This window comes from Kosakonia sp. SOY2 (genome assembly GCF_027109175.1).
Classification (GTDB): domain Bacteria; phylum Pseudomonadota; class Gammaproteobacteria; order Enterobacterales; family Enterobacteriaceae; genus Kosakonia.
Window position 1 is genome coordinate 88,417 of record NZ_JAPVXH010000006.1, and the last position, 23,904, is coordinate 112,320.

Sequence of the window (23,904 nt, forward strand, 5' to 3'; positions counted from 1 at the left end):
GCAGCCGTAAATGGCTGTATAACTTGTGCGTAAAAACCACGCGATTTTTCATTGAGCTACGATGTGTTTTTAAACATCAGGATGATTTCGTCGCTCAACGATCCACAGATCCGGAGCTCGTCTTGGAAAACGAAAACAAAGATCTCAAAACGCTGTTTGAAGAAGTGGATAAGTCTACTGGTGAACTTATTACTCTCACTCCAAATGCTAATAATACGGTCCAGCCAGTTGCACTAATGCGACTTGGTGTTTTCGTTCCAACGCTCAAGTCTCTGAAAAATAGCAAAAAAAATACATTATCAAAAACGGATGCGACCGAAGAGCTGACACGTTTGTCACTGGCCAAAGCGGAGGGTTTTGATAAAGTCGAGATCACAGGTCCCAGGCTGGATATGGATAATGACTTTAAAACCTGGGTCGGCATTATCCACTCCTTTGCCAAACATAAAGTGATTGGCGATAAGGTTCAGCTATCCTTCGTTGAATTCGCCAAACTCTGCGGCATCCCATCCAGTCAGTCCTCACGCAAGCTCAGGGAGCGTATCAGCCCCTCCCTGAAGCGTATTGCAGGTACAGTAATATCATTCTCCCGCACGACTGAAAAGCACACCAAAGAGTATATAACGCATCTGGTACAGTCCGCATTCTATGACACCGAGCGGGATATTGTGGTTCTGCAGGCGGATCCGCGTTTATTCGAACTCTATGAATTCGATAAAAAAGTCCTTCTTCAGCTTAAAGCGATCAATGCGCTGAAGCGCCGCGAATCGGCTCAGGCGCTCTATACCTTTATCGAGAGTCTGCCAAAGGATCCGGCACCCATATCGCTGGCACGCTTAAGAGCAAGACTGAGCCTGAAATCACCGGTGTTCTCGCAAAACCAGACCGTTCGCCGCGCTATGGAGCAGCTCAAAGAGATTGGTTACCTTGATTACACCGAGATGCAACGCGGCCGTAGCGTACTGTTTAACGTACATTACCGCCGACCCAAGCTGAAAGCCCCCAAAGACGCCAGCGAAGAGAATCCTAAGCTGCCTGGCAGCCCGACAAATACGCCTGATCCCGAGCTCAGCGAAAAACTCCAGCTCCTTGAAAAGCTTGGCATCACCATGGACGACCTGGAAAAACTCTTCCGTAATAAGTAGCCCAATAAGCTATAGCGAGTACCTCCCGTTCAATTATCACCGCCAGTGAGTACTGACAGGTTCAGTGCTCACTACAGCTTATACATATTCCCTGGCGAGCACTTTCGCTAACCATGTTCTCCGGACAGTACCTTATCACTACTATTTACTCGCTATAGTTTATGTTTCCCGCATCATTACGCGATGATCCTCACTACAGCTTATGTATCAACATGCCACAAATGAATCTGCTCGCTATAGCTTATCTCTTTATGTTTGTAAGCACTTGCTTACAATTGATGCCAGTTTATAAAGCATCTTTTATTTTAAATAAACGGAATGAGCGAGAGTCATATAAGCTATAGCAAGTGAATTACTCGCCATAGTTTATGTACTGGCTATAGCTTATGTTTCGCAACCGGAAGCTATCCTCACTCGCTATAGCTTATGATATAAGCTGCAGTAAGCATTTGCTCACTACAGCTTATACTTCTCATTGACGGATAAATGCAGGAAATACGTGAGTAATCATTCTGATACAGGCGAGGCGTCTGCATGCATGCCGGAATGAACTGTCCAACTTTAGGCTATATTGCTCACTGGTCAGCATTAAGAACAGAGCTGCTTTTGGCAAAGTAACCGCGACTTGCTGTGACGATCTTCTCAGGAGAAAGGGGAGGGGATGCGTACGGATGAGGATCTTTCTTTACTGAACCCGGGGTGAGGAAGCTACCGTATCCATACGCCTGCGACCAAACGGGGTACGATACCGGCGCAATACTATCTGACTCCACAATCTTTCGAAGCAAACCCCTTTCATTGCTGGCAAACGTAAGCTTGCTGATTTTGTGACGGGGTCACTCAACTGGCGGCATGCTGTGTGGACATTACGACGCCAGTGGCCTTATCTCGTTGTCGCTGATTATCTTTTTCATGATAATAGAAGATATACAGAACGAGGTTATCCGGGGAAATGTCGATTCCGTTTCTGGCCTCACTGCTGCCAGATTCCGCTTAAATGGAGTTTTCAATGATGACAACAAGGGATGCCGTATCCCCGGAAGCAAATCACCGGTTGGGTAGCGCCATTACGCGTCCAGATCAGGATCGTTATGGGTTTGTGCATGTCGCTCACCACCTGCGACTGGCTATCGAAAGGTTAGGCCGCAAGGGGAGTGCCGTCATTGGTATCGAGGGACCATGGGGGAGCGGCAAAAGCAGCCTTCTGACGTTGCTGGAAACGGAACTGCGCAGCAAGCCAGAACCCCGTACTTTTATTCTTAAGATATCCCCCTGGCTCAACGGGGACAGTGTTAGCCCTGTCAGTTCATTATTGCTTCCGGTGGCTGGTATCGTTGATACAGAAGAGATGAAACAGGCCCCCTGGTGGCGCTGGTTATGGTTGTGGCTGCGCAAGAGGAAAAAATCAGCCTTCATAATCCTGCAGTATTTGCAGACGACCTCGCGGCACCTTGCATCCATTTCCGATGCTGCTGCCCTTATCCCTGGCGTACCCAATACCGGTTCTTTATTTCGGGCTCTCAGTAAAATCAGTCTTAAAGAAAAGAAAAAAACCGCGGCAGAGCTACGTTCGGATATAGCGACCAGGCTGGAAAAACTGGATCTCAGCTTTATTGTGCTGATTGATGATCTCGATCGGCTAGAGCCGGAGCAGGCCGTGGAGGTTGTGCGGTTGGTGAAATCCGTGGCTGATTTTCCACGGTTTCGCTATATCTTATGTTACGACCGGGATGTTCTGGCGTCTGCCGTCACTACGGGTATGCAGGTGAGTGATGGAGCGACGTATCTTCAGAAGATCCTGCAGCTAACGTTTGGTCTGCCAAAACCGGAATCCTTCGACCTTCGTCGGGAATTTACCTCCGGAGCCTGTGCTCTTTTTTGCGAGGTCAATGGCGAAGAACCTGATGCCAGTATTATTGCCGCAATCGAAAATGCGGCTGATAACTACGGTAAGCAATTAAATACTCCCCGCGAAGTCAGACTTGCACTTGATGCGCTGAGTTTTCGCTATCCGGGTGTGTGTGACTATGTCTATTTTCCGGATTTATGTCTGCTGCAACTCCTGCGCGTCACTAATGCTCCACTTTATGACTGGATAGAGCTGTATCTGACAGAGAGAGCCGTTGTTGTTTCGGGTGATGGAACGGTATCTGAGAGTGACACGTTCGAATTAGCAGAAAAACTCTGGCATTGCCTGCAGATGTACGGCACTGATAAGGCAGGAACTGCCTTTACGCTGAACGAATGGATCCCGGGTATACGTCCGCAACAGGATGATGACCCGGGCATTTTTGTTGAAGAGAGTGAAGAACGTGAAACCAGTGCAACAGCGTCCAGACGACTGGCGAGCATCAGTTACTGGCGGTACTATTTTGCGTTTTCTGCTCCACAGAACATATTATTGCCTGAATACTTCGATGGGTTATTTGCGTTAGCAGCGGGACCTGACAGCGCTGATAAACTTGCCAGTGAACTTCTGAGCAGGATAAACAGTAACGGCATCACTTCCCGTACCTGGTTTGAACATATTCTGAGTCAACTGACCGGACGCGTTATAGCTGGCAGAAGTTTCGACGAGTGTGCCGGGTTGCTGCGGTTTTTCTTCAATTACAACGATGGTGTTCGCCTGTTGTTTTCTGACCGCAATGCATGGTTTTCGTGGCAGACATTAGGAATAGAGCAAGTCGCACACGATCTGCTGCGCAGAATGCTTTCCCTGAAACGTAAGCGGACGATCTGCCTGTTAAATGCGTTGTTTACCCGGGGAAGTGCCTGGTTCTGGGCGGCGCAATTTATGCGCACCCTTCTCGTTAAAAATGGCTTGAACGGGTACTATCCTGCCCCTGAAGCCGAGCGTTTACTGACCGACGACGAGCTACTCATGCTTCGTGAGTCTTTTGCTGTGCGCATGCGGGACAGGGCTGTCACTGATAACCTTTTTATATTCGACAATCTGCTGCGTTATATAAGTGCCTGGGAGGAAATTGATTTATCGAATAGTGTTGCACATTGGGTACAGGCGGTTTGTCAGAATGATGATGGTTTTCTCAATCTTCTTTTGCGTTTTCGGTCTACTGTGCATTCTTCCCATCAAGGTACTTATCTGGAACTGAGGCTGGAATATTTCGCAGAGCTTGCGGCGATGTCGGAGGAAGACATTCACTCTCGTCTTGATCGACTGGCACAGCAGCCTGAATGGTCTGAAACCGTCAGGGAATTACGGAATGATCTAGCAGAGTAAGTTTAATTGTTGCCAGATAAATCTATGCCCTTACCCCTGTAGTGCTCATGACTTTCTGGCTGGGTAGCCGTACGTATCGCTCTTTACCCTGTCGACTTACCGTTCTGTCCGGTTGTTCATCGAGAAGATTCATGATGTTCGGTGCCACAGAAATCGGGCACAGGGCCTTCATTTGCCACAGTGCCCATCACTGGTGAGTCATGCGTCTATTTTTTTGCCGCAGGGATGGTTACGAAACCAACCAGAGGTTTTCGTGGCTTACGTTTATCTCCGGCAGTGAGGTAGCGTGCAGGCCAGATTGTGGCTGGAGGAACGTCCAGCGCCCTGGCAATCAGCCACTCGCCTTTTGGCCAGGGGCGAGTCAGAGCATTCGCCAGTGTCGAGGAGGCGAGACCCGCTTCGCGTGAAAGCTTCGCCAGGCTGGTGCCACGTTTATGCAGTGCGGCGATAATGTCGGCGGGATGCCAGTCCTTTTCTGTCATATCGTTTCCTTAATGAACCATAAATTTTCCCTTTCTATTTTCAGTAAAGAACTTATTTATTCAACTACGTTTTACGTAGTATTCAGTACGCTTAAATAATGATAACGCCGTATTTATAGAAAATGGAAAGGTTGGCGTTGTAATTTCTCATTATCGTTTTATGGTTGTTATATTTGGTGTTTTTGTGGTGACTGAATAATATTGTCTTAGGTTCAAGAATATTGTAAGTACACTCGTTTTAGTTTCACACCCTTTTGGAATTATTTGGTTTTTCAGCCATCAAATGGTATTCTTCTGATGTCAGATTATTCAGGGATTAATGGGTCTGTTCACTGTTGTATTCAGTCAGCCAGCGCTTTATGATTCCCGTACTTCGTTCAGCGTTCGAAACAGATAACAATACGATATGTCCGTTTAAAAATTCTATAAAGGCATTCTGTGTCGGCATTCCTAGCCTTATAAATTCCAGTATCCCCATGCTCCTCAGCTTGTTGTGCCAGCACCAGGCAGACGCGCTTCGGACAGTTATCCATTCGCAACTCTAGCGGATAATCGCGATTTACCACGTTCGTCTCCAGCACTCTTCAAGAAGAGTCTCTGTATTGCTGCGGGCATCGATGAATTTGTCGCCAGTACACGCATCAACAGATATGAAAAAGGTGTGCACGAACCAAGCACAGAAATTGTGCAAAAGTTGGCAGAGGCGCTGAGGATGCCACTGGCATATTTCTATGCAGAAGATGATGGCCTTGCGGAGTTAACCTTATTGTATGCCTCTGCTACAGAAGAGCATAGGTATGCTCTGCTGGAATATGCGAAAAAAATATCCCGGTGATAATTAAGAAAGTGAAATGAATTTAAAAGTCGGTGCATCCTAAAGTATCGGCGGTAGATGTGTGGTGAGAATTCTATATTTTTTATCCCGATCCGTGGCGCTCAGCGTCACCACTTCGCGTTTTTAGGAACGTCTAAGCAGTCTTTTCCCCTTCGGGCAATCCCCACGGCATCATGGCAGGCAAGGAAGATTAATTAGCCTTTTTCTGTACCAAAATTCTGCATTTCGTTTATTTCGATTATTATTTCTACGTAATGAACCTTAGACTAATGAAACAGACAAAACTGCTGGAATACTGCAATGAAAAGCACTCCTCTGAACAGTTTGAGCTTACCGGCTTCACAGGAACAAGAGGCAGCAATACGTGGACATCGGCAGCTTGCTACATATCTGTCTGCCAAACTGGAAACACAGAAAATATCAATTCAGGATGCAAATGAGACTGCGCATCAGATCGAGTTGCCTACTTCGGCACTGACTATTCTGATAAGTATCCTGGGCGAACTGGCAGCAGGTAATGCTGTGCAGGTTGTGCCCGTGCATGCTGAATTAACGACCCAGGAAGCGGCTAATATTCTTAACGTTTCGCGTCCTCATATGGTGAAACTTTTGGAAGAGGGTCAGTTGCCTTTTCATAAAACAGGTTGTCATCGCCGCGTGCTTTTTGCTGATCTCATGCACTATAAAGAACAGCGAGAAAATGAAAGTTTGCAAGCCATGCAGGAGTTGACTGACCGAAGCCAGGAGCTCGGGTTTTACTAATGAACCATTAGTAAGCATATCAACAGATATGAAAAAGGTGTGCACGGACCGGGAACAGAAATTGTGCAAAAGCTGGCAGAGGCGCTGAGGATGCCACTGGCATATTTCTATGCAGAAGATGATGGCCTTGCGGAGTTAACCATATTGTATGTTTCTGCGACAGAAGAACATAAACGTGCTCTGTTAGACTATGCGAAAGAACTTGTCCTGTAATCATTAAAAAGCAAATAGTTTTACTTCGTTATCGTCGGTTTTAAAGATAGTGAGAACCGGCCTTTTTAAGGCTGCGTCGCGCAACCCCTATATGCGGTAACCCGCATTTATAAATGTTTTGATCTGCATTTATCTTCATCGACCGGCATTTCATTTTCCCAACTCATGTTGGATGAAATCGACCACCTCCCTTGTCGCAGGCAGCAGTGAAGGAGGGATGCCGGCAATCGCATGTAAAAACTTTACTGGCACTCGTATTATTAAATTAGTTACAGATGAAAAAGTAACCCTGCGATCGCGCAACCGGCAATGACATACGTTACTTTTGCTTTAAAGCGAAACAGCGCGATTGCCGCAAACAGCGCAATGATCAAAGCAATCCAGTCAACCCGATGGGCAAATCCTTCCGGCCAGAGTACGTGATAACCGAAAAACAGTGCCAGATTGAGGATGACACCGACCACCGCGGCGGTTATCGCCGTGAGCGGGGCGGTGAATGTGATATCGTTGTGCGTGGTTTCAATAAAAGGACCACCGGCAAAAATAAACAGGAATGATGGCAGGAAGGTAAACCAGGTCACCATTATCGCAGCAAGGGCGCCGCCCAGAAAAAGATGATCCGGCCCAAACGCAGCATTTACATAACCGCCGACAAAGCCAACGAAAGCAACAACCATAATTAGAGGACCGGGTGTGGTTTCTCCCAGCGCCAGACCATCAATCATTTGAGGCGGCGTTAGCCACTGATAGTTAACGACTGCCCCCTGATAAATATAGGGTAGTACTGCGTACGCCCCGCCAAAAGTGAGCAACGCCGCTTTGGTAAAAAACCAGCTCATCTGTGTAATGGGGTGAGTCCAGCCCAGAACGAAGTAAAGCGTACCCATCGGAATTGCCCATAGCGACGCGCCGACAATGACGATCCACAATAATCGTGACCAACTGAAAACAGCGTGATCAGGTGCCGGAGTATCATCATCAATCACGGCCGGACCATACGATTTGTCGTTTCCGGCATGGGCGGCACCGCCTCCGAATCTCTCAGGAGATAAGCGTCCTCCGATAAAACCAATGAATGCGGCTGATAAAACAATAATCGGGAATGGAACATTCAATGCGAAGATCGCTACAAACGCGGCAGCGGCGATTGCCCATTGCATATTGTTGCGTAACGCTCTGGAGCCGATACGATGTGCAGCCTGAGCGACAATGGCAGTGATTGCGGGTTTGATACCGTAGAATAATCCCGTGACTATCGGGAGATGGCCCCAGGCAATATAAATCCAGGAAAGGGCGATTAACACCAGCAGTGAAGGCAGAACAAATAATGCGCCAGCCACGATCCCGCCCCGGGTACGGTGCATTAGCCAGCCGATATACGTTGCCAGTTGCTGCGCTTCAGGTCCGGGTAAGACCATGCAATAATTCAGCGCATGCAGAAAGCGTTGCTCTGAGATCCAGCGCCGGTTTTCCACCAGTTCCTGATGCATTATTGATATTTGTCCTGCCGGGCCGCCAAAACTGATAAACCCCAGCTTCAGCCAGAATAAAAACGCTTCCCGGAAACTGACCAGTGGAAGTGCACTCTCCGGAGTGGCAACAGCAGGCGATGCGCCTTTACTCATGATGTTTAGATCCCCTTTGATAAGTCATTCACAGGCCTTCAAACAGTGCGGATGCTGTTGCCGGCACCTTCTCATCGTCCGTAATGTTCCCCATGAGCCCTGCCAGGAATCTTTTGAAGCCAGTAGTTTCTGGCGGCCGGGCTCTTTCAGTCGTATCCAGGTAATGTACCAGCAACCCTGACAGTGCCAGCCCATTATTTTCCAGCTCAAATCTCTTCAACAATTCTTCGAAAGTGCCCCTGATGCCTGCCTGGCAGTAGATTACCCGTTAAAGTCGAAACAGGCTGCCGCAGGAGGGCAGGAGGCAATATCATCCAGCCATATAAAATATGGCTACTGCACCGGTAAAACGAAGGATGAATCCGGAGGAAACGGGTTAGCGCGGGGAGATTTCTGCCCTTAATGGTGTTGCAGGCAGCTAGCGGAAGGATATTCAGTGGTTGGCAGTAGCTTGCCCGGAACAACAGAACAAAGAGGCGATCTTACTGAGTAAGTCATCGATCAGCTCGCGGCAGGTCACTAAAACCAGATGCAACATATAACGTAGATAAGGGATACCAGACGGCCTCAGCGAAGTGAGCAAGGATACCGGCGGATAGCAACGTATCGGAAAATGAAATAAGCAAAGCCAGTACGTTAAATAAGTCGGTTCCCCGGCAGATGAAGTAGTTAATACTGGCTAAACCCTTACTATCTAATCCACCCGCTATTCAAGGCCGCACATACGGCCTTTTTTACGTCAGCTGTTTGAACAGGCTTTTACTGTTCGCACCCTTGATTATTTGAATAATATGTTGAGCCGGGATTTGATGCTTTAAAACTTCCCCGCTCAAAAATCTTATTATTTTCGATTGAAATATCATCCGTGAACTGGTCAGGGTTGCTGCGAAATTTCATGTAGCTAACATCCACTTTACCATTACCTGTGTATTGAACAATATCTATTTCTTCCAGATTATCCCGGCTTCGGAAGATGGTATTGGTGAGCGCTGGTGTGGAGGCTGCGTTAGGGTTGTATAAGGGATAAAGCACCCCTCCCATGATTAATCCTTTTTCGGTAATTCGCAGAGGTGATGGCGAAATATCTTTGCAAAAAAAAGGCTTAGATAAATCTATAGGGTTACTGAAAATGCCTGCATGAGCGAAGATGCTTGTACCCAACAGTAAGATACTGCTCACAACTACAGAGATTTGATATTTTTTCATTAAATAGTCAACCAGATAAACTATTGTAGGATTTTAATAATTTTACAGGTAATAAAGATATCATTAAAACAACGACCAGAAAATACCGGGTTGTTGTTGCCATTATTCGCTTAGTGATTCCGGCTTATCAGAGCGAACCTGAATGGAAAATGGTTGCTAACGTGGCTGAGATTTATACCAGGAATATATCGGCAACCTTTTTATTGATCCTGACCCTAACTCCTGTGCCATCCAGAAACAGAATGCCGGCATGCTCCATACTTCCCTGAACGAAGGTGGTTCCGGTGACAAAATCACAATTCTCTGAAAAACAGATTGCCTTTGTCCTGAAGCAGGCTGAGCCGGGCACGCCGGTGCCGGAAGTCTGCTGTAAGCCAGGCATTTCCGGTGCCACGTTCTGTACGTGGTGCAAGAAATACGGCGGCATTTCGCCCCTGGAACTGAAGCATATGCGCCTGCGGGAAGAGGAAAACCTGCGGCTGAAGAAACGGGTGGCCAATCTGAGCCCTGACAAGACAATGCTTCAGGACGTGCAGACAAAAAGGAACAGACTCTGGCAAGGCTGCCTGAATAGGGCAGGGAGCAGCAGGCGCGTTACGGGGCCAGCGAACGGCAGGTCTGTTTTGCGCTGCAGGTCAGCCGCAGTTCGTTCCGTTACCGCTCTGTGGCGGCCGATGACAGTGCGCAGTGCCTGCGTATTGGCGAGGTCACGCAAACCCGCGTGCATGACGGTTACCGACGGGTACATATCCTGCTCAGGCGGGAGGGATAACCATAAACGTATCTGTTGTCTCTGGCATGAGCTGGGTCTGTCCCTGAGGCTCAAACGCACCCACCGTAACAAATCGGCACAACACCACCAGCCACCGCCCCAGAGCTGTATCCGCACCCTGTCAAACATTGCAGTGTGGTGATCAACAGGAAACAGGTCACACACGTTTTAAGGCTAACAGTCAGCCGCTGCGCTTCAACTGCTGCCTCTGGAGTAAAGATTTATCACCGATTTTGAGCCCGCGTTTGATGAATGCGGGATGGAGACAGTGCTGGTGTGAGACAAAGCGGTGTTGAGTCTCACCTGTAGAAGGCTGTTCACTTGCGATTTACAGTACCGCTACTGGTGTGGTTCTGCCTCAGAGTTGCTAACTGTCTGCGATCATTCCAGCGTTAAAATCTCTCTGTGAGGGGGCGTGATGATTGCTGATATTCCCCTTCGTGTAATGCCCGAATTACCTGCCAGGTATGCGTATGTGACATTCCAGTTTATGCCTGGATTATGAACAACAGTATTTTCTCTAAAAAAATCTGTCTCACTGCCGATAACCCGACTTTGCCTTTATTTTGAACGGGACGATGGAATGCTATGAAATTACTCATTGGGATAGGAATTATCGTTGTAATAGTGTCAATAACTTTCTTCCATAAAAAAACGTTAACTAACGACGAAATGATGGATAAGGCGATTTTTTACAGCGAACAGAACCTGAAAAAGGATGTAAAAATGCCTGAAAGTTTACAAACACGAAATGTAAGCTTCGGCGGTCATCGTACAGATATTGATGGATTAACCGGTGCAGTATGTGGCGAATTTGCTGCAAAAAATGGTGATGGAAAAATGACCACTTACAGTTACTTTGTGCAAAGTATTGAAGTTGATAAAAAGGGTGAACTTGTTTCTATGGGGCGGGTTTTATATCCAGTTCAAAATGAGGCTGTTTTCGAGGCCCTTTGCAGCAAAACAAAAAAAGCACACTAAAATAAGGATGTTTTCATGAGTTTTTACTTTGCAAATATGAAAAGTATGAAATATATATTGTTTCTGGTAGTCTCTTTTACAAGTTCCTTTTGTAGAGGGGAAAGTGTCGATTTAAGCGAATATATTACTCCTCAGGCATTCAACGGCCAGGTCAGAGCAGTCTATGGATATGTTGTTCTAAACAAAGAACTTATTGAAGATACCGTAAGTATTATTGAATATAATAATGGCCTAATCACAGACGATTTCTATGAATTATTAACACCCGCTGGAATGAAAGAGTTTAATGAATCAAAAAAAATGGTACAGCGCTCCAGTTCTCGGCGAGCATTCACCGTGGAAAAGGATGTGATTATAGTAGCGGGTTATAACGAGAATGAGCAGTATAAGTATGGATATTCCATCCCAAGAACAGTCGAACTGGATAAACTTTATGAGGATAAGTCCGTAGGTACTATTGTGGCTCCGTTACCGACTTTTAACAGAAATATCAAAATTTCTGATATGTTTAAGTTGACCGTCCGCGAAGGGAAAAACTGCCTTTTACATACGCGAATAGAAGAAGAGGATAATAAGAATAGTCAGCGTAAAGACAGAAACGATTATTTATACTGTAAGCCCTACGGGTTTGTTTTGCATACTATCTATGAAAAAGATGGAAGAGTTGTTGATTACATGAAATTAAGGAAAATGGAAGAGCTTTAATATAATGGGCTAGAGCTTTTATTCCGCTCAGCCTGCCTTCTACGGTGAGCATCGCCAGGTATATAATACTTAGGCGATGCCACCAGCAAAATAAGCCAGGGTGATATAAGATTTAAACTCAGATATTATCGGCATCGATATCTGAACAGACCTGGTTTGTAATCATACTTGTTATAATTTCATGTGGTAATTCTAATGCGGTACCATTATAGCTGATTGGCTCAAAATGCTTGTTTTTTTTAGATTCAGGCGATGCAACAAGCGAAGGAAATAACACTATAATTATTAGCAGTCAAAATAAGTAAGTGCTGTTTATACGCGCGTAGGCGCATATAAAGCCGACTGGCCAGGAGAAAATTATAAGAACCGTTGCCATTTTTTAAAATGGAAACAACTGCGCCATCTGCCTGCTCCGCGATCTGGATTTTGAGGGGGGAAGCGAACTGGAGAGTGTCCGGGAAGGGAGGTTGTCACGCACCATAGAGTTTCCTGAAAACCGGCCTGAAATTAACTCGTTTTTCCTGCCGCGACGTCAGCGTTATTCATATGCGCCACGAGAGTCGTGACTCCGGGCATGCGAATGCGTGAATACCGATATTTTACGTTGCAGAGACCGGACATGCAGAGCGCAGAATCTGACTTACTGCGACACTACAAATATTAGTGATCTGTGGAGCTTAATCCGCCTCTTGACCCAAAGTTAACTTGAGCTTTTATGATGCCTTCCACGAGATAACTGGGAGTTATTCTGAGTATGAAAGATATCGATGTGGGGTTTACACATGTTGCATTTATGGTCAGGGATTTGGACAAAAGTATTGCTTTCTATCGCCGCTATGCCGGCATGGAGGTTATACATATGCGCGAACCTGGCGTCCCGGAAGCCCGCAAGGTTGCGTGGTTAAGCGATCATACACGCCCATTTGCGCTGGTGCTGGTACAGGCGGATACCATCACTGATACACCGCTGGGTAATTTTGGTCACCTTGGCGTTGCCTGCGCAACTCGCGAAGAAATTGATCGTAAAACCGCTATGGCAATAGCTGACGGTGTATTAAGGAAAGCACCGGAACACCTGGGTGATCCGGTCGGCTATTATGTTTTTTTTGCAGACCCTGATGGAAATACCTTAGAGCTTTCATTCGGGCAACGTGTCGGGCTTGAAGCAATACGGATTTCCCGTTAGCCCAGCGTTTAATTACGGATATGCTCACGAGAAACATTTTCAGTAATTGCGGCACGTTCAAACTAACATTACAGCCAGCCTTCGTGGGTGCGGATGTAAGGTATGCCCGTTACCCAACATTCATCCGTTGCTTCCTGCGGTGCTTCCGGGCTGAACTGCCGCTGGAGCCTGTTGGTTAAACTCTTCGGGATAACGCTTACCGCTCCGGGAACCTCTCTTTCAGCCATCTTAAATGACCCTGAGGTGTCTGTTGAACCCGTGTCGATTCAAACTGACGATATAGCCTCAGTTACAGCTTATAGGGCGTTTTATTGCACTAACAGCTTATAAGTTGTATTGTTGTGTTTACAGCTTACAGGGTGTATTGTGAAAAAACAGCCTGTAGTCTGTACCCACATTGATAACAATGGTAACGCATAATGAACACGGTTTACCCATTGAAAACCCTGAATCAGCTACGACCATTACTGGTTGGTTTCCGTAAAGCTAACGGGCTGACGCAAAAAGACGTTTCTGAACGGTTAGGTGTCACGCAGCAAACTTATGCTCGCCTGGAAGCGAATCCCGGCAGCGCCAGTATTGAGCGGTTATTCAGGGTATTTACCATTCTGGGTGTTGAAATGACGCTTTCCTCCGGGTCCCCTTCAACAGCGACAGAATCGGCGGTGTCAGATAATAAGGACGTTTCACCCGCCAGACGGGAAAAATGGTGACGATATGTCTCGAAAACAGCAGCGTTTAGCGATATGGATGAACGGCTTCCGGGTGGGGTTCTGGGAAAAAGTCAGAGGTGAAGATTCGCTGCAATACCTTCCGGAGTGGGTTGCTGATGAACAGGGGAGACCTTTATCGCTCTCCTTGCCCTTTATTCCCGGTAATCAGCACTGGCGCGGTGAGATTGTCCGCAACTATTTTGATAATTTATTACCGGACAGTGAAGGTATTCGCAGGCGTTTAGCAATGCGTTACCAGGCTGAAAGCCTTGAACCTTTTGATCTGCTTGCTGAGCTGGGAAGAGACTGTGTGGGTGCAATACAGTTACTGAACGTTGGCGAGGAACCCACCAGTTTATTCTCCGTCAATTACCGGCCGCTGTCTGAAGCCGGCATCGCCACGATATTGCGAAATACCACAGTGGCATTATTACCTGGCCGTCAGGGTGATACTGAGGATTTGCGTTTATCCATTGCCGGAGCGCAGGAGAAAACGGCCTTATTGTGGCATCAGGGAAAATGGTGCTTACCAGAAGGTAACACGCCCACGACACATATCTTCAAGCTGCCGCTTGGGCTAGTGGGTAACATGCGCGCGGATATGAGTACATCCGTTGAAAATGAATGGTTATGTTCTTTAATTCTGGAACAGTACGGGATCCCTGTAGCTAAAACGCAGATAGCGCAGTTTGAAGAGCAGAAGGCACTGGTAGTTGAGCGTTTTGACAGAAGATGGTCAGGCGATCGTCAATGGATCCTTCGCTTGCCACAGGAAGATATGTGTCAGGCAATGGGAGTTTCCCCGCTGCGGAAATACCAGTCAGATGGTGGGCCGGGAATCTCTGATATCATGGACATCCTGAGTCATTCTGATCGGGCTGACCAGGACAGAACGTAGTTCTTCAGGGCGCAAATCATTTTCTGGCTAATAGCGGCCACTGACGGGCATGCCAAAAATTTCAGTATCACTATACAACCACAAAGTCGTTATCACCTTACGCCGATTTATGATGTTTTATCAGCATGGCCTGTAATTGGTCATGGCAATCATCAGATCCCCTGGCAGAAATGCAAACTGGCAATGGCAGTTCGCGGTAGCAGTAATTATTATCACCTCAGTAAGATCCAACGCAGACACTGGATCCATCATGGGGAATTAACCGGGCTGGGGAGACGACAGGTTGAGTCCATGATGGAAGAAATTATTTCCAGAACACCAGAGGTCATTGAAGGTGTGTCAGCGTTGCTTCCTGAGTCGTTTCCATCAGAACTGGCTGAATGTATTTTTGCTGGCATGCGGCAGCAGTGCGCGCGGCTGGCGAACTGTTTTTCTGGATCTTTTTAGACGAAGTGAATGAATATTTTGACGGTATTGCAGATATTGTCACTGTTTCACTTATCTTGCCTGGGCAGCCAGTCTTAAAAACAAGTGGTAAGCCAAGAGGCGCTGCACCTGGCACGTCAATAGCCTCGGCTGCTGGGCGTCGCTGGTTCAATATTGAATTAACTCGTCCACTACCAACCTTTACCAATGCAAGCATCAGAACCCTGAAACCGATGATGACCAGAAAACTTGGTGCATTCGTTGGCCGAACTGTCCTGTTATCGGGTGGGCTCTGTTGGCAAAGAATGTTGCTGTTATAACTTTTAATGTAGCGAACAAGAATAACAAAATTGCCCGAGGGAACGATAAAGTATGGTAACGGATGAGGATGTTCTGTCCTTCTTCAGAAAAGAGCTTCCCTCACGGGCAGACATGAAATTGAAGGAAATCCCCCTGGGGCTTGATGATGTCCTTCAGGAGTATGCTGAGGCTGACGATCTTGTCATCACTATAAATAAATATGATGAGCAGTTTAATGTCGATGTTTCGGCTATTAATCTGGATAACTACTATCCATGGGAAATTCCGTGGTTTTTCCGTAAATGGTTTACTAAAAAACCTCTAAACCAGACATCCAGACCACTTACCGTTCGCATGTTTGCTGAGTCAGCACGTGCTGGTCGCTGGTTGTATGACTGATGTTTGTTGGGCGAAGTTATCCGTGTTGGCTTGTTAAAGAGATCTGGTAGCGCAATAAACTGGACTGGCCCCGCCGCAATAGACGATCCCACTCTATAGTTGCAGGAAGAACGCACCGAGGCCGGCGTCTGCCAGGGAACGGCTGGGCCCGCGCTTACTGTTGCGGACGTTGGGCAAGAACACGCCCGGACGCTCCGAGTCAGGCTTGGAGTTCGGTTTGATCATCATGCCGCGGACATACAACAGACCAATATGATCTGCTGCTTGGTGCCAAAAGCGGACGTCATAAACGCTAGGTTAGTTAGAGCTGATTTCTAGACGTATATGACTCGCTTGGATGGGATACTTACACCTTCATTAAAGGAAGTGCTATTACCGAATCATTAGATTGGGAGTATTACCATCAATTGCATCGGATTGTTATGAGTGAACACTAAAATCGTTTTGTTCTGCTATTTCCCACGCTGAGGCAAACTCAGTTGGCGTTGGTGGAATGATATCAAACCAGTCAAAATTAAATACTTTCTCTCTCTGTTTATGTAAATCACCTGTCGTATCAAACCCATCTCCAGGTAATCCTGTCTCAGCATTTACAACCAATACACTTAATGGTGGTAATTTGTTTTGAGCACAAAAATGAAGAATATGACCTAGTTGACGATCCATCGTACCTGCGCCTTTATAACCAAGAATATCAGCAATCTCTCCATATGTAGTTATCTTACGCTCATAAGAGAATCCGATAAGAATTTGCCATATTTGTAATGCTCTATTCTCAAGGGTGTTTTTTTCAGAAAAATATTGGACCATAGATTCCTCTTCAGAGTTACGATACACGTAACAGGGCATACTAAATAAGCGCAACGTTTTGTGTGTCCTGCAACTACAGGGAGAGCACATTGCTTGCGGTAGTTCTTCCTTCAATAGAATATCATGATCAAGGTTGTCCGCCATTCCTTAATTTTCAGTAGCGCAGGGTTATAGAGTGGAAATATCTACCAAAGACAGTAATTCGCTCATCGAAGAGGTAGTCCCTTAGCTGTAACCCCTTCTATTAACCCTCACTCAAGTAGCAATCAAAGCCAATCTTTACCATCTTTTTAGTAAAGTCCCGGCTTTGACAGAAAACGGATCTGCGGAAACCGAAACCGCAACTGATGACACTCGGGCAATAAAAACGACAAAATTATTATTAAAGCCTGCAAGGTAATAATCCGGCGCGAAAATGCGTTTCATGGTGTCAACAGAGTAAAGCACAATTGCTTTACTTTATCTGTAAAGCAGTTATGCTATACATAATACGTAAAGCAATAGAGCTTTACATAAATGTTTTAACAAGGAGCATGACCATGCCTTTAGCCATGATTAACGCCCGCCTGGATGCGGCGCTGAAAGAGCGTGTTGACCCCAAACTCCAGCAATTGGGTTGCACGGCCACCCAGGCCATCACCGCCCTTTACCAGTTTGTCGATCAGAATGACCGGCTGCCCTTCACGATAGAAACCCGCGTCTGGCGGCCGGAAGAGTCACTACAGAATGTCCTGGACGGTCTGCTGTCTGCCCGGCCCCGGCTCGCGGAAATCGCCCGGTTGCTGAGCGCGGATACGCTGACAGAGGACGCTTGCCATAAATACTGTCAGGCGCTGGCCATCGATATCGGCATGATCAAAGACAACATGCGTCTGTGCGGCGCGTCCGGGCGCGCGGGCGAACATCTGCTGCACTTCGTACAGTCTTCCCTCGGCGAAGCCTACCTGGCACTGACACTCTGCCACAGTATTCTTGAAGATGATCCGAACCGTTATGGAAAAAACCTGTTCCTGAAAAAAGAAAAAGTCTTTGCCGACGCGCTGGAAAGGGCTGAGACACGCATGACCGAGATGGGGCTTCACCAGGCTGGGGCGGTGATAGCGTCCTGTTCACATGAGGGCACGTACTGTACTGTCGAAGTGTACCGGCCGGAGAGTTACCAGTATGGTGCCTGGCTGGTCCGAGTGATGCTGAAATCCACCCGCAGGGGGCAGTCGTTACCCGACAGCCTGAGCTGGCAGGGCTTCGCATTTCCGACAGTCACCGATCACGTTTTTAATGTTGCCAGCCCCTACAGTACACCGGTGAGCGGCAAGCACGGCATCGAGATCGGCTTCAGGTTTGTGGAAGGGTATGCGTTCTTCCACCTGTACCCGAATCGTGAGGTTACGGAACACAATGCCGTCAACGCTGACGGGGTGGCTGCCACGCTCGGTGCTTATATGGACAGGGAGCTGGAAAAGATTATCGTGGCCTGAATTGCAGGCCACCCTGGCAGGCAATGACGAACAGGAGAAAAAGTGGGAGAGGAAAAGGCCTTTCCCTGAGGGATGGCTTGTTTGTCATGTTTCACGCGATGAAAGACCACCGAACTTCATTCATGATCAGATCATAATGTGAACGCGGCCGGGCAGACAGACGCAGCCCTGGTTGCCGGCATTCATCCGAGAATTTCTGCCCTTCTTCACCGGTACGCTGCTCTGGTGCACGGCTGGCCAGCCAGCGTGCCACAACTTCCTGACGTGTTCTCTTCATTGCTTTGTCCTCACGGAGTTAATTACCCCCCGATCCTGTCGCCACGACGCCGGTGTTGCACCATCTCATTTCGTTAACAATCCCCTGAATCCACTCCGGAAACCGTGGCGATTCAGTTCAGGCCGGTAGTGAAAGTTACCTGGTAATGAGATACAGCCGGGAATCTGTCACAGCTTAAAGGTGTGTGCTACCGTATATTTTCTGCTCTACGACGATTCGAGGGAAGGAATTGGACATATATACAGGTGGTAATCGCTTTTCGGGCTATTTCCTGACAATGGCCTCACTGGAAGTGAATCAGCTGATGAATACAGCGCTTGCCGTATCGGGGTTTCATATTAAAGATGCCCTGACGCGCGTTCGCTTTCAGGACAATGTGCGTAATTTCAGTAAGCTTCAGCTGGCCGCCATCCGCAATGGCGCAACAGAGCAGGAATGCCAGCAGTGTATCCGTAACATCCGTGAGGAAAATAATAACCTGAAAATTCAGGACAGAATGCTCAGGACGGGGGAGTCTGTTCTCACCGCATCGGTGAGGATCTACGAAGAGAACGGGAAGTTCTTCGGCTATGTCATCGATTTTGTCGGTGTGGTCATTTCCGGTCTGCAGATAGCCGGTGGCATTGGTGTCATTGCTTCATCCGTTCCGACAGGAAATGTGCTTGGTATTATCGCCGGTGCGACACTGGTGCTTAATGGTGTCTCTTCGGCAGCGGAGGGTATCCAGAAGCTGGCGGGGAAAGAGCATCCCGTCAACTTTATGCGCGATGGCTTTGAAGGGTCGGCCGAATTTCTGGGCTTTGATCGTAAAGTGGGTTTACTGGCTTATCAACTGGTGGATCTCAGCACGTCCTACTATGGCATGTTCAAGCTCACCCTGAAACCTGATGCCTGGCGTCTGTACCGGTATCTTGCCCCCGATTTCATGCGGCAGGTGACCACCATGAGCCGGACGGCACTGGCCATTAAAGGCGTTTCGGCGACGTGGAAAGGGGCAAAAATTGGCCATACGCTTTACCAGCTGCAGCATGACGAAAAACCGCAGTGATACCTACCGGCCTTTCATCATCCGGTATGCTTTCCATGAAAGGCCGAGGGGGATCAGATACCAGACCGCAATAACACCAAAAATGGCGACAGGTAAGTAATACAACAGCAGGGAAGGCGGATAAAAGACGGGAAGGAAAAGCAGCGGCGACAGAACTAGCAACAGACAAATGACCCCGGCATAAAAACGCCGGCTCAAATCATCAACCAGTCCCGAAAGCGTCTCGCCGGCATTTTCATTCCTGTTCAGCACTTCCCTGAGCCGGGATACGTTTCTGACGGTGAAACCATTCTCCAGCAGGTCTTTCTCTGTCAGTTCACTGGCCACATGATCTCCTTCATTCATGGTTGTTATGTTCCTGAAAGCATACCTTCCGGGTGGACTTTTTTAAACTTTATCCTGACTGGCTCAAATGACCAGCCCCGTTATAACGCTAGCAATAAACAGTTTAACCCCGGCTCTTGTCCTGCTGCCAGCGTATTCATCCCTCAGAAGGATACCCACACCGTCTTACCCGGGCATCAGATATGGATCTGTTTCTGGGAGTTTTCGGATCTGGACGGAAAAAGGAGAGAAACAAGCACAGGCATGACATATGGATATGTTACCCCTATGCAGATACATCACATCTGCCTTTACTAAGCATATGCGCACCTCCGGTGCAACGAACATCTTTTCAGTATATGAGCCACATATATTTTGCTCGGGAGAAAATCATGAGAACCGTATCCATTTTTAAAAATGGCAACAACCGCGCCATCCGTCTGCCCCGCGATCTGGATTTTGCGGGAGTGAGCGAGCTGGAGATCGTCCGCGAAGGGGACAGCATCATCCTGCGTCCCGTCCGGCCGACCTGGGGCGCGTTCTCGCAGCTGGAAAAAGCAGACCCGGACTTTATGTCAGAGCGCGAGAACGTTGTCAGCGACGAAGAACGATTTGATCTGTGAATAAAACGTACATGCTGGACACCAATATCTGCTCGTTCATCATGCGCGAGCAGCCCGAAGCTGTCATAAAGCGCCTCGAACAGGCAGTGCTGCGCAACCACCGCATCGTGGTCTCGGCCATCACCTACCAGGAGATGCGCTTCGGCGCCACCGGCCCGAAGGCTTCGCCGCGTCACGTTCAGCTGGTCGGCGCATTCTGCGCGCGGCTCTATGCCATCCTGCCCTGGGACAGGGCGGCAGTGGATTCCACCACGGAAATCAGGGTCGCGCTGCGCCTGGCTGGCACGCCAATCGGCCCGAATGACACGGCGATTGCCGGGCATGCCATTGCCACTGGCGCTGTGCTGGTGACGAATAATACAAGAGAGTTTGAGCGGGTGCCGGATCTGACGCTGGAATACGGGGTTAATTAGCGGCAGGCAGAATGCTACAAGAAAGGGGGGGCTTGCCCGCTTTTCGCTGTGATTTCAACCGATGGATGTAACACACCTATTGAACCTTTCAGTGACTATCCAGCTATGACACAAAAGGGGCCGGGCTGCCTGGGGCCGGCCAGTGACGATGTTCGGGTTCGGTTCAACGGAGTCACGCACACCGCCAGCCGGTGCGATTTTGGGGTGCACCTCGACGGAACCACCTGCCTGCAGTTATGGGACGGCAGCGGCCGGGATTGCCGTCGGGTTGCAGTTCAATCGAAGCCCCGTGATCATCAGTAACGGGATGGCCATATAACAGAAGGGTCAAGGCCCAGATATTCCGCAATTATGCGTTCACCTTTTGGCCATTTCCGGACAAGTGTATTTGCCAGCGTAGAGGATGACAGTCCATGGCTACGTGAAAGTGCCGCCAGCGAAGTCCCTTTTTTCTTCAGCGCCGACATAACATCCACACTATGCCAGTCGTGCGATGGTGACAATTCCGCAATGCTGACTGGTTCGAGTCCACCGCCGGACAGGTATCGGTGTCCAACCAGATCCTTGCCACTGACAGTGTACCATGCCCATGACGATTCGACAGGCAGTCCACTAATTGCTGACTCCAGCCTGTGAATTTCAATCACAGACTGAGGATAAAGACTGGAGGAGTTATTCCTTAAAGTTAAAGACCTCTTTCTTGTTTCGTTTAACAGGGCAGTCAGGACACGTAGTGAAGCTTCATCAACAGAAAACATGTTTATTTCATCAGAAGAGAAACCGCTTTTATGACAGTTTTCTAAATTTATTTCCCTGGTGTTTGTTTGGGGGGAAGATGTAAGCTCAATTTCATATAACTGACTGAGAAGTGTTGCGACTAGATTACTATCAAGAAATCCGCCGGTTATATACAGGATGGGAAGTCTTTCTCTTATAACATGGAGGTAAGTACATGCAAGTTTCACTTCCCGTTCACTCAGAAGAGTTTTAATATAGCAAGGCTGATCACTATTATGTGGGGAAGGTCTGAATATTTTATATTCCATCTTATCCTTTCCTGTCATCCGCTAAAAATATGTGTCATACTGGCTGCTGAATTACGATGTTAATTTAGCAGCGCAATATTTAAATGCAGAAGAGTACTTTTTGCTTATTTTAAAAGGAGTTTAAGCATGTCCTTATTCGCTAATTTTCATACGGATGAAGCCCAGAAAGACGATTCAGTAGGAATTTCAATACAGAATCTGATAAGCAGGAAGGAACAGGATGCATATGCTACTGTTATCGAAGCGGGAAGCAAAGTTGGATGCCATTGTCATCATGAAGGGGATGAATGGTATATTATTCTCTCCGGGACGGGATATATTTTTACAGCGGAAGTAAAGGGTGGTCTGTTAGCGCCTGCGTCTAAAACTCCTTTTGAAAGAGGCAGTATCTTCTGTATTTCGCCCAAAACAGCGCACCAGCTGGTTGCGCACACAAAGGTTGAACTGATATTTCTCTGTCCTCCGGCCCATCTGACGAAGGACCGGACGGTTTTTGATAACATCTGTTAATCACGGCATCATATTGATAGAGATTCTGGCTTTTTAAAAAAACTTTCAGGTATGTAATTAGCAATATTTTGCTCATAGCAGAACTCTATCAATGTGCGGCGGGAGTTCACGTCCGCCTTATGATAAATACTCTGAATATGATTGTTAACGGTTCTTTGTGAGATGCAAAGGTGTTCCGCGATATCTCTGGCGGTAAAGCCGTTAAGAAGGTAAAAGACAATTTCCCATTCTCTTTTTAAGAAAATGTCTGAGGGTGGGGTGAATACCAGTGATGACGGCGTCTTAATTTTATCCAGACGTCGTAATGCTATGACTTCAACAGGCCGGCCATGAAAAATCGTACCGATACAGTTACCATTAACATCCATTAACGGATATTTATCAAAATACCAGGGTTGTAGATAACTGTTTTTCTCGAAAGGGTGTATTTCAATCGACGTGACGCGATCTAATAAAGTTTCAACTTTCCTGTCATGAGCCTGAAATTCATGCTCAAATTCGGCTGTCGATGCCGGAAGTTCGCCATCGAAACGACCTTCCACATTATAACCGGATGGAAGCGAAAGCAATTCATGATATTTCCTGTTAGCAAATATGAAGCGTGATTCCCTGTCCTTCGCGCCCCAGGGTTCGTTGCTGATTCGCCAGAAATTAATAAGGCTCTGTAACTGACAGTCAGGTAATGACTCCATGACTAATTTCTCCTTGTTGATAATGGTAATGACTTCCTGCTCACTGAATAACTATAGCCGAGAATGGTGAATTCGACATATTATTTTTCTATTGTGCTGAAATGATTAAAGGAATTCTAAGAGTAATTTATACTTATTGAGCATGCCAAAATAAAACGCAAGTGATGCATTTGTTGCTTTGATAACAATAAATATTTTTAACATGTTACCAGTGGGTGTTTAATGTTTTCTATTGACTGCTAAACGTTTTTTTTACTATTGCGAAGCTGATTATTGAAAGCCTTGAACAGGTTTATGATGGGCAACTGGATCCTGAACTATGGCTGGAACGGGCCCGTGCCGCAAATGATACCTGGTATGAAATGGCGATAGCCGGGGGAATAGACGACATTCGTCTGAATACCGACCATAACAGGCTCGCTGGTTTAATAATGAGTGCAGAAGATTGTCTGAAACAGGCTTCCGCGATTGATGACGTATTTAATCTCGTCAACAAACTGAAGACGGGTGAGACCGTCATACAGGTGCATGGCGGCGACGGTATTCCCTTTGTTGACGAGTTTTCTGGCCTCAAGCGACTTCAGGCGCTTAACCTCGGGCACTTCCATACCGCCATACTTCTTACGCCAGGTGTAAAAGGTGGCGTTGGAAATGGCGTGCTTACGGCAGAGCTCCCGGGCAGAAACCCCGGCTTCAGCCTCGCGGAGGATACTGATGATCTGTTCGTCGGAAAAACGCTTCTTCATGGGGATGTCCTCATGTGGCTTATGAAGACATTACTAACATCGCGGTGT

At 47.4% G+C, this 23,904-nt stretch carries 27 protein-coding genes and 5 pseudogenes; 19 read left to right on the top strand and 13 right to left on the bottom strand.

Going from position 1 to position 23,904, the window contains the following annotated elements:
• Positions 1-164 precede the first annotated feature (164 nt).
• Positions 165-1,145, top strand: a complete 981-nt coding sequence (locus tag O3S68_RS21985) for a RepB family plasmid replication initiator protein (RefSeq protein ID WP_269232554.1) — start codon at positions 165-167, stop codon at positions 1,143-1,145.
• A gap of 1,009 nt (positions 1,146-2,154) precedes the next feature.
• Positions 2,155-4,386, top strand: a complete 2,232-nt coding sequence (locus tag O3S68_RS21990; RefSeq protein ID WP_269232511.1) for a KAP family P-loop NTPase fold protein — start codon at positions 2,155-2,157, stop codon at positions 4,384-4,386.
• Positions 4,387-4,592: 206 nt separating this feature from the next.
• On the opposite strand, the gene O3S68_RS21995 is transcribed toward O3S68_RS21990, so the two are convergent.
• Together O3S68_RS21995 and O3S68_RS22000 are read right to left on the bottom strand one after the other, a co-directional pair.
• Positions 4,593-4,868 carry a helix-turn-helix domain-containing protein gene (locus tag O3S68_RS21995; protein ID WP_269232512.1) on the bottom strand — a complete coding sequence of 92 codons (276 nt, stop codon included), beginning with the start codon at positions 4,866-4,868 and terminating at the stop codon, positions 4,593-4,595.
• 319 nt (positions 4,869-5,187) lie between these two features.
• Positions 5,188-5,452, bottom strand: a pseudogene (locus O3S68_RS22000) (integrase core domain-containing protein); the annotation flags it as partial.
• Between O3S68_RS22000 and O3S68_RS22005 the strand changes: the two are divergent.
• The 3 genes from O3S68_RS22005 to O3S68_RS22015 all read left to right on the top strand — a co-directional run bounded on the left by O3S68_RS22005 (position 5,362) and on the right by O3S68_RS22015 (position 6,678).
• Positions 5,362-5,703 carry a helix-turn-helix domain-containing protein gene (locus O3S68_RS22005; protein ID WP_269232513.1) on the top strand — a complete coding sequence of 114 codons (342 nt, stop codon included), beginning with the start codon at positions 5,362-5,364 and terminating at the stop codon, positions 5,701-5,703. The pseudogene O3S68_RS22000 and the gene O3S68_RS22005 overlap by 91 nt on opposite strands.
• Before the next feature lie 300 nt (positions 5,704-6,003).
• Complete coding sequence (locus O3S68_RS22010) at positions 6,004-6,465, top strand: helix-turn-helix domain-containing protein (protein WP_269232514.1); 462 nt, start codon at positions 6,004-6,006, stop codon at positions 6,463-6,465.
• A gap of 39 nt (positions 6,466-6,504) precedes the next feature.
• Positions 6,505-6,678, top strand: a complete 174-nt coding sequence (locus O3S68_RS22015; protein WP_442913187.1) for a hypothetical protein — start codon at positions 6,505-6,507, stop codon at positions 6,676-6,678.
• 269 nt (positions 6,679-6,947) lie between these two features.
• Here O3S68_RS22015 and chrA read toward each other — a convergent pair whose 3' ends face one another.
• The 4 genes from chrA to O3S68_RS22030 all read right to left on the bottom strand — a co-directional run bounded on the left by chrA (position 6,948) and on the right by O3S68_RS22030 (position 9,936).
• Positions 6,948-8,303: a chromate efflux transporter gene (gene chrA / locus O3S68_RS22020; RefSeq protein ID WP_269232515.1), complete on the bottom strand. Its 1,356-nt coding sequence runs from the start codon at positions 8,301-8,303 to the stop codon at positions 6,948-6,950.
• A 28-nt stretch (positions 8,304-8,331) separates the two neighbouring features.
• Entirely contained in the window at positions 8,332-8,565 is a 234-nt protein-coding gene (locus O3S68_RS24335) for a chromate resistance protein ChrB domain-containing protein (protein WP_442913191.1), read from the bottom strand.
• Between the two features lie 497 nt (positions 8,566-9,062).
• Entirely contained in the window at positions 9,063-9,509 is a 447-nt protein-coding gene (locus O3S68_RS22025; protein WP_269232516.1) for a hypothetical protein, read from the bottom strand.
• Between the two features lie 172 nt (positions 9,510-9,681).
• Positions 9,682-9,936, bottom strand: coding sequence for a hypothetical protein (locus O3S68_RS22030; RefSeq protein ID WP_269232517.1), 255 nt, complete (start codon positions 9,934-9,936; stop codon positions 9,682-9,684).
• On the opposite strand from O3S68_RS22030, the gene O3S68_RS24340 reads away from it, so the two are divergent.
• The 5 genes and pseudogenes from O3S68_RS24340 (at position 9,836) to O3S68_RS22050 (ending at position 13,153) form a co-directional block, all read left to right on the top strand.
• Complete coding sequence (locus O3S68_RS24340) at positions 9,836-10,423, top strand: transposase (protein WP_442913192.1); 588 nt, start codon at positions 9,836-9,838, stop codon at positions 10,421-10,423. The two genes, O3S68_RS22030 and O3S68_RS24340, sit on opposite strands and share 101 nt — an antisense overlap.
• A 446-nt stretch (positions 10,424-10,869) precedes the next feature.
• The gene (locus O3S68_RS22035) at positions 10,870-11,262 is read left to right on the top strand and encodes a hypothetical protein (RefSeq protein WP_269232518.1); all 393 of its coding nucleotides are present in this window, start codon (positions 10,870-10,872) and stop codon (positions 11,260-11,262) included.
• A 15-nt stretch (positions 11,263-11,277) separates the two neighbouring features.
• Complete coding sequence (locus tag O3S68_RS22040) at positions 11,278-11,967, top strand: hypothetical protein (protein ID WP_269232519.1); 690 nt, start codon at positions 11,278-11,280, stop codon at positions 11,965-11,967.
• 401 nt (positions 11,968-12,368) lie between these two features.
• Positions 12,369-12,431 (top strand): annotated as a pseudogene (locus O3S68_RS24345) (type II toxin-antitoxin system VapB family antitoxin); the annotation flags it as partial.
• Between the two features lie 290 nt (positions 12,432-12,721).
• A complete protein-coding gene (locus O3S68_RS22050) occupies positions 12,722-13,153 on the top strand; it encodes a VOC family protein (RefSeq protein ID WP_269232520.1) in 432 nt (143 codons plus the stop codon).
• Positions 13,154-13,221: 68 nt separating this feature from the next.
• Here the strand turns inward: O3S68_RS22050 and O3S68_RS22055 are convergent, their stop codons facing one another.
• Entirely contained in the window at positions 13,222-13,380 is a 159-nt protein-coding gene (locus O3S68_RS22055) for a hypothetical protein (RefSeq protein ID WP_269232559.1), read from the bottom strand.
• A 192-nt stretch (positions 13,381-13,572) separates the two neighbouring features.
• Here O3S68_RS22055 and O3S68_RS22060 point away from each other — a divergent pair, with 192 nt between their 5' ends.
• The 4 genes and pseudogenes from O3S68_RS22060 (at position 13,573) to O3S68_RS22075 (ending at position 15,889) form a co-directional block, all read left to right on the top strand.
• Positions 13,573-13,866, top strand: a complete 294-nt coding sequence (locus O3S68_RS22060; RefSeq protein WP_269232521.1) for a helix-turn-helix domain-containing protein — start codon at positions 13,573-13,575, stop codon at positions 13,864-13,866.
• A gap of 4 nt (positions 13,867-13,870) precedes the next feature.
• A pseudogene (locus O3S68_RS22065) lies at positions 13,871-15,211 on the top strand (type II toxin-antitoxin system HipA family toxin).
• Positions 15,145-15,569, top strand: a pseudogene (locus tag O3S68_RS22070) (STM2901 family protein). The pseudogenes O3S68_RS22065 and O3S68_RS22070 overlap by 67 nt, the downstream one beginning before the upstream one ends.
• A complete protein-coding gene (locus O3S68_RS22075) occupies positions 15,563-15,889 on the top strand; it encodes a DUF1493 family protein (protein WP_269232522.1) in 327 nt (108 codons plus the stop codon). Before O3S68_RS22070 ends, O3S68_RS22075 begins: the two are co-directional and overlap by 7 nt.
• A 420-nt stretch (positions 15,890-16,309) precedes the next feature.
• On the opposite strand, the gene O3S68_RS22080 is transcribed toward O3S68_RS22075, so the two are convergent.
• On the bottom strand, positions 16,310-16,699 hold the full coding sequence (locus O3S68_RS22080; RefSeq protein ID WP_269232523.1) for a hypothetical protein: 390 nt from the start codon (positions 16,697-16,699) through the stop codon (positions 16,310-16,312).
• 539 nt (positions 16,700-17,238) lie between these two features.
• Between O3S68_RS22080 and O3S68_RS22085 the strand changes: the two genes are divergently transcribed.
• Complete coding sequence (locus tag O3S68_RS22085) at positions 17,239-18,177, top strand: type II toxin-antitoxin system RelB/DinJ family antitoxin (protein ID WP_269232524.1); 939 nt, start codon at positions 17,239-17,241, stop codon at positions 18,175-18,177.
• A gap of 91 nt (positions 18,178-18,268) precedes the next feature.
• Here the strand turns inward: O3S68_RS22085 and O3S68_RS22090 are convergent, their stop codons facing one another.
• A complete protein-coding gene (locus tag O3S68_RS22090; RefSeq protein WP_269232525.1) occupies positions 18,269-18,454 on the bottom strand; it encodes a hypothetical protein in 186 nt (61 codons plus the stop codon).
• A 229-nt stretch (positions 18,455-18,683) separates the two neighbouring features.
• Here O3S68_RS22090 and O3S68_RS22095 point away from each other — a divergent pair, with 229 nt between their 5' ends.
• Positions 18,684-19,502, top strand: a complete 819-nt coding sequence (locus tag O3S68_RS22095; RefSeq protein WP_442913188.1) for a DUF4225 domain-containing protein — start codon at positions 18,684-18,686, stop codon at positions 19,500-19,502.
• Positions 19,503-19,505: 3 nt separating this feature from the next.
• On the opposite strand, the gene O3S68_RS22100 is transcribed toward O3S68_RS22095, so the two are convergent.
• Complete coding sequence (locus O3S68_RS22100) at positions 19,506-19,847, bottom strand: hypothetical protein (protein WP_269232526.1); 342 nt, start codon at positions 19,845-19,847, stop codon at positions 19,506-19,508.
• A 371-nt stretch (positions 19,848-20,218) separates the two neighbouring features.
• Between O3S68_RS22100 and vapB the strand changes: the two genes are divergently transcribed.
• Complete coding sequence (gene vapB / locus O3S68_RS22105; protein ID WP_269232527.1) at positions 20,219-20,449, top strand: type II toxin-antitoxin system VapB family antitoxin; 231 nt, start codon at positions 20,219-20,221, stop codon at positions 20,447-20,449.
• Positions 20,446-20,862 carry a type II toxin-antitoxin system VapC family toxin gene (locus O3S68_RS22110; RefSeq protein WP_269232528.1) on the top strand — a complete coding sequence of 139 codons (417 nt, stop codon included), beginning with the start codon at positions 20,446-20,448 and terminating at the stop codon, positions 20,860-20,862. The genes vapB and O3S68_RS22110 overlap by 4 nt, the downstream gene beginning before the upstream one ends.
• Positions 20,863-21,158: 296 nt before the next feature.
• On the opposite strand, the gene O3S68_RS22115 is transcribed toward O3S68_RS22110, so the two are convergent.
• On the bottom strand, positions 21,159-21,365 hold the full coding sequence (locus O3S68_RS22115) for a helix-turn-helix domain-containing protein (RefSeq protein WP_283946147.1): 207 nt from the start codon (positions 21,363-21,365) through the stop codon (positions 21,159-21,161).
• Between the two features lie 669 nt (positions 21,366-22,034).
• Here O3S68_RS22115 and O3S68_RS22120 point away from each other — a divergent pair.
• Positions 22,035-22,418 carry a cupin domain-containing protein gene (locus tag O3S68_RS22120; protein WP_249882974.1) on the top strand — a complete coding sequence of 128 codons (384 nt, stop codon included), beginning with the start codon at positions 22,035-22,037 and terminating at the stop codon, positions 22,416-22,418.
• A gap of 8 nt (positions 22,419-22,426) precedes the next feature.
• Here the strand turns inward: O3S68_RS22120 and O3S68_RS22125 are convergent, their stop codons facing one another.
• Together O3S68_RS22125 and O3S68_RS22130 are read right to left on the bottom strand one after the other, a co-directional pair.
• Positions 22,427-23,110 carry a helix-turn-helix transcriptional regulator gene (locus O3S68_RS22125; protein WP_269232529.1) on the bottom strand — a complete coding sequence of 228 codons (684 nt, stop codon included), beginning with the start codon at positions 23,108-23,110 and terminating at the stop codon, positions 22,427-22,429.
• Positions 23,111-23,679: 569 nt separating this feature from the next.
• Positions 23,680-23,856: pseudogene (locus O3S68_RS22130) on the bottom strand (transposase); the annotation flags it as partial.
• Between the last annotated feature and the right edge of the window lie 48 nt (positions 23,857-23,904).